Origin of the sequence: Rahnella sp. BCC 1045 (assembly GCF_019049615.1) — a bacterium.
Classification (GTDB): Bacteria; Pseudomonadota; Gammaproteobacteria; order Enterobacterales; family Enterobacteriaceae; genus Rahnella; species Rahnella contaminans.
Genome location: NZ_JAFMOZ010000062.1, coordinates 1 through 5,035, shown reverse-complemented (window position 1 = coordinate 5,035; position 5,035 = coordinate 1). Strand labels below are relative to the sequence as shown.

Genomic DNA, 5,035 nt, shown 5'->3' with positions numbered 1-5,035 from the left:
CCCTTAAGGGTGATGCCTGAAAATAGGAATTTATATTAGCGTGAACTCTCTGTTTTAGAATAGATAAATAGGGAACTAGACAGCACTAATTATTAACCTTTGTCTTTGACACGTAAATTGGGATGGAAAAGGAGATTCCGATGAATCTGAAATTTATTGAATTTATGCACACACTCGGTGACGCGAAATGCCTCATCATTAATGGCCAGTGTTTTACGTATCGAAATGTTGTTGATGGTATTCAACGATGGGATTCTGAATTTTCTAACTATGGTATAAATCAAGGCTCGGTTGCTGCTTTAGAAGGTGCATACTCCTTAGATATGGTAACAGCAATGCTCGCGCTATTTTTACGTGGAGTGATTGTTATCCCCCTATCTCCGAACGCTAAAGGAGAACGAACTGACTATTATGAGATAGCACATGTTGAATGGACGGTATTTATTAATACTGAAACACATTTGCCGCCATATAGTATAAAGCGGAGAATAGCAGCTCAGAACCATTCTATAGAGCAACATCCACTCTATCACCAGATTATAGAGAGTGATCATGCTGGCCTGGTCCTTTTTAGTTCAGGAACAACAGGGAGCCCCAAAGCATCTTTGCTCGACGTGCACAAGATGATTGCTCGTTATCCCGATAATAAGAGACCTCAGATAATTCTTGCCTTTCTGAGTTTGGATCACATTGGGGGAATAAATACTTTACTTCATACACTATCTAATGGAGGGGTACTCGTTACAGTAACGGAACGAAACCCCAGAACAGTTTTTGAAGCAATACAAAATCATCGTGTGCAAGTACTGCCTACGACTCCAACCTTCCTAAACATGATTTTACTCTCTGACGTTTGTGAAAAATATAATACCAGTTCATTAGAGCTAATCACATATGGTACAGAACCCATGCCGCAGCGTACGTTAGATATTATAAAAATAACTATGCCTCATGTACGCTTAAAACAGACATATGGTCTAACGGAATTAGGGATTATGCCAACGAAATCGAAGGGTAATGGGTCTCTTTGGATGAAACTAGGGGGAAGTGGATTTGATTACAAAATATTGGACAACATTTTATGGGTTAAATCTAATATGGCAATGCTTGGATATCTAAATGCTGATTCACCTATCGATTCAGATGGTTATTTTAACACGCAGGATGTTGTTATTGTTGATGGGGATTATGTTCAAATTCTCGGTCGTAAATCAGAAATAATCAATGTCGGAGGCGAAAAAGTTTATCCAAATGAAGTTGAGAATGTACTTTTGACAATGCCAAATATCGCTGCTGTTCGTGTTAGTGGCTATCCTAGTCATATCACTGGATATGTAATACGTGCTACTTTCCAGCTCGTGGAATACGAAGATATTGGGTTGTTTAAAGTTCGAGTGAGAGAGCATTGCAAGACGCACTTAGCTCCTTTTAAAATTCCTGTTGTCATTGAGGTTACCCAATCTGATCTCCACTCAGAACGGTTTAAAATGATCAGGTCTGGAACAACCGTATGAACATGATTTCTGCACAAGTTGCAATTGTTAGTGGCGGCAGTCGTGGTCTTGGAAAAGCGATTGTGGAAAAGTTGATTTTGGAAGGGTGGAAAGTTGCAACATTCAGCAGACATGAGAACGGGTTTATTTCCCAATATCAGAATAAATATCCTGACCAATTTTATTGGTATGAACTTGATTTAAAAGACCCAAGGGAGTTGTCTATTTTCATAAAGTCGGTAGTTGTTCGGTTTGGTGGAATAAATCTTCTGGTAAATAATAGTGCTGTTTTATATCAAGGTCTTTTTTTAAGTACATCTCTTGAAGCTATTGATGAAATGGTGTTGGTAAATTTACTTGGCCCCATCAAACTCACCAGAGCATGTGTGCGTGTAATGGCTAAACAGAAAACCAGCGGTAGTATTATAAATATTTCCTCTGTAGGAGCGATCCGAGGTTATCGCGGAACTGCTGTGTATTCTGCAACTAAAGCTGGGCTTGATGGTTTTACACGAAGTCTCGCCGGAGAAATGGGGAAGCTAAATATTCGTGTTAATTCTATTGTCCCAGGTCTTTTTGACTCGAAGCTTTCAGAGAATGTATCTGATATTAATCGTGAGAAAATTGCTAAACGCACCCCTCTGGGAAGATATGCAGAACTTAAAGACATCCTAAATGTGTTGTCATTTCTTATCTCACCGCATGGGAGCTTTATAACAGGTCAATCAATAGTCGTGGATGGAGGTCTAATATGTTAAATCAAGAAAAAATTGAATATGGCGTTCTCAACAAAGTCTCAGAATTGATAACGGTTGACGTAGTGGATATAGATATTAAAGCTAATTTTGATGAGGTTGGACTTGATTCTTTAAGCCTCGCAATGCTTTTTATCGAGTTGGAAATGCTATTTGGTTTTGATCCTTTGGGTGAGGGTAACTCATTACTATCAGATATTCATTGTATTTCCGATATTATTGATATATTTACAAAAAATGAAAAGTCACTTCTATTAGGATAAGATATGAATTCTAAAAAAAAGTTTTCTTCTGTCGATGAAATACTTGGTCCCTCGGAGAATCGTTTTTTTTCCTCAGGCTACCGATGTTCAGAGCATAAAGTATCCAATCTGACATCCCCTGAACCAAGAGAAAATAATTGTTGCTTAGAAGCAACCGTTTCACTTTTTTACCCGTCGAACTGGTCAGTTAAAAATGCAGGTATGGATGTTACTCCGCATTTAAGTACTGTTGATATGCTCGTCCTTGCTATTCAAATGGTAGAAACACACCTTTCATTTCATTTAGGTCTCAGTATGGATGATCTGGATACTAATCATGTTAATGAGATTGCTATCCATGCTGGTACAAAACCACAGGAAGATCTGAACGATATCCCTGTTTCGCTTGTGTTACGGCGTAGTGTAGAAAAAGCTGATGATTCCTCAAGAAAAGTATCTACATATGAATGCCGAGTAGGTTTGATGCGGGCAGTCTGTCAAATTGAACACCCATCCTGCGGAAAGGAGAATAATAAGTTAGAAATTAATATTTTGGATAATTCAAATATAAAAAAACGTTACTATGGCCTTGGGTATAAAGAACAAAAACATACCCTTTCTGCAGTTTGTTTAGATATGGCTAATCTGACGGCAGACGCACAGGTCGAATTTATCCTTAGTAAAGAAGAATCTCAAGCCATTACTCCTGAAAAAGTTAGCTATATAGATGTATTTGTTACTTGTGCACAGCTTGCTCAAGTCCTTCTATATTCTTTAGATGGACTATCTCGCAGTGAGACCTCAACGCTGTGGATGATTAGAACCCATTTTTCAGAAGATGCTGGAGAAATTAAAAATCATGATAAAGTCACAGCATTAATATCAAAAAGTCAAATAATTGAATTAAATGGAAAGCAGTGGCGTAATGCCGAAGTGTTAGGAACACTTGGAAATAAAAAAGCCAAAATAACATTTGCACATGCTCTGCCTCCAATAAAAATTTGATATAAATACATACTGGGTGAAAATATGAAAATTGCTATATCGGGTACTTACTCTTCTGGTAAAACTTTTACGGCGATGGTGCTGGCTTACTATACAGGAGTTCCCCGCCTTCTTTCAAAAGCCATAAGAGAAATCATGCCAGGACTGATGCCTGGTAAACGTCTCTCTGAAGTAACTCCTGAAGAGTTTCTTCATCTAATGATTGCTCGCCATATAGGCCGACTAAAATCGGAAATTAAAATGGGTAATAACTATGTATCAGATGGGTCTTCCTTACAAGAGTTGTTGTATGGTGAAGCAAGGTTAGTTTACGGAATCAATCCATCAGTAGGTAGTTTAGATAATGCAAAGTATGAAAATGATATTTCCTTCTTTGCTAGAATGTTAAAAGAATTTAGTCGTTCTCTAAAACTCCATGTAGCAAATACATTTGACGTTTTCTTCCACCTTACACATGAGTTACCTATTACAGAAGACGGTCATCGCCCCATGAACACTGATTTCCGCGATGTGGTCGACAAGCGTTTAATTGAAGTATTAAATGAAATAGGAACTCCATACTATATTGTAAGTGGTAGTGTAGAGAAAAGAGTTAAGGATATATCTGACCATTTAAATCTGCATCCAGTAATGTCAATGGAGGAAGCAGTTAAACGGGCTTCACTTGACTATAAAGCACAAGATCTTCGTCTGGAAGAAGAGCGTTCAAGAAGTAAAAAACAATAGTCTGGTTATTGTATTATCATTTTTTAATTTCAAAACAGAAAGGATTCAATTATGGCTATTTCTAAAGCTGTTAAAAATACTATAGATTCTGTAGGAAAATTTACGTCTGTAGATATGACACATGATCCTAAGTGGTTTATTAACTTTATGGATGAGGCAAATTGTCTGCCTGATCACGAAATAATCAATCGCAAATTAGCTGAAGTGCTGGAGCCACTGGATTATAAAAGCATTATTGAGTTAGGGTGTGGGACAGGGAATGACGTTCGCTATTTACTGTCAATTTATCCAGACGTAACTGAGATCGTCGGGGTCGATTTAAGTGAAGCTATGATTGCTGAAGCAAATAGTCGGATAATAGAGGGGTCTCGTATTAGATTTGAAAAAGGTGACGGTAAGCATCTTCATTTTGATGATAATAGATTTGATGCCGCTCGTGCAAAGTTAGTACTAATGCATTGTGATAGCATTGATACCACATTGTCAGAACTTATTAGGGTTGTTAAGCCTAATGGTAAAGTTGCTATTTTCGACCATGATTTTGATGGGCTATTAATTGATCACTCAGATGTAAAACTTACCAGAGAAATAGTAGAGAGGCTATCTAATAAAGCTAAAAATAATTGGAGCGGTCGCCAGTTATTTGGAAGGTTTTTGAATCATGGGCTCGTTAATGTATCCGTTGAAGCCATCAGTGTGAATTTAACACTCGGCGTATTACGGTCTATGATTTTGGGACAAGAAGATATGGCTCATCTTTCTAAAGCTGAGCAGGCCTGGTGGGAAGAGTTAGTTATCAAAAATGAAAAAGGTC

General features: G+C 37.7%; 6 protein-coding genes. All 6 read left to right on the top strand.

What is annotated here, in order from left to right:
* Positions 1 to 140: 140 nt before the first annotated feature.
* The gene (locus J1782_RS00480) at positions 141 to 1,514 is read left to right on the top strand and encodes a fatty acid--CoA ligase family protein (protein WP_217151948.1); all 1,374 of its coding nucleotides are present in this window, start codon (positions 141 to 143) and stop codon (positions 1,512 to 1,514) included.
* Positions 1,511 to 2,251 carry an SDR family NAD(P)-dependent oxidoreductase gene (locus J1782_RS00475; protein ID WP_165060846.1) on the top strand — a complete coding sequence of 247 codons (741 nt, stop codon included), beginning with the start codon at positions 1,511 to 1,513 and terminating at the stop codon, positions 2,249 to 2,251. The genes J1782_RS00480 and J1782_RS00475 overlap by 4 nt, the downstream gene beginning before the upstream one ends.
* Entirely contained in the window at positions 2,245 to 2,511 is a 267-nt protein-coding gene (locus tag J1782_RS00470; RefSeq protein WP_165060849.1) for an acyl carrier protein, read from the top strand. Before J1782_RS00475 ends, J1782_RS00470 begins: the two co-directional genes overlap by 7 nt.
* 3 nt (positions 2,512 to 2,514) lie before the next feature.
* Positions 2,515 to 3,495 carry an AvrD family protein gene (locus J1782_RS00465; RefSeq protein WP_217151941.1) on the top strand — a complete coding sequence of 327 codons (981 nt, stop codon included), beginning with the start codon at positions 2,515 to 2,517 and terminating at the stop codon, positions 3,493 to 3,495.
* Between the two features lie 24 nt (positions 3,496 to 3,519).
* Positions 3,520 to 4,221, top strand: a complete 702-nt coding sequence (locus J1782_RS00460) for an AAA family ATPase (protein ID WP_217151939.1) — start codon at positions 3,520 to 3,522, stop codon at positions 4,219 to 4,221.
* A gap of 51 nt (positions 4,222 to 4,272) precedes the next feature.
* A partial coding sequence (locus J1782_RS00455; RefSeq protein WP_217151938.1) for a methyltransferase domain-containing protein occupies positions 4,273 to 5,035 on the top strand: 763 nt, incomplete at its 3' end.

Excerpts from the sequence above, each read along its gene's own strand:
- J1782_RS00460 (WP_217151939.1), top strand. The coding sequence starts at position 3,520 with ATGAAAATTGCTATATCGGGTACTTACTCTTCTGGTAAAACTTTTACG.
- J1782_RS00470 (WP_165060849.1), top strand. The coding sequence starts at position 2,245 with ATGTTAAATCAAGAAAAAATTGAATATGGCGTTCTCAACAAAGTCTCA.
- J1782_RS00480 (WP_217151948.1), top strand. The coding sequence starts at position 141 with ATGAATCTGAAATTTATTGAATTTATGCACACACTCGGTGACGCGAAA.
- J1782_RS00475 (WP_165060846.1), top strand. The coding sequence starts at position 1,511 with ATGAACATGATTTCTGCACAAGTTGCAATTGTTAGTGGCGGCAGTCGT.
- J1782_RS00465 (WP_217151941.1), top strand. The coding sequence starts at position 2,515 with ATGAATTCTAAAAAAAAGTTTTCTTCTGTCGATGAAATACTTGGTCCC.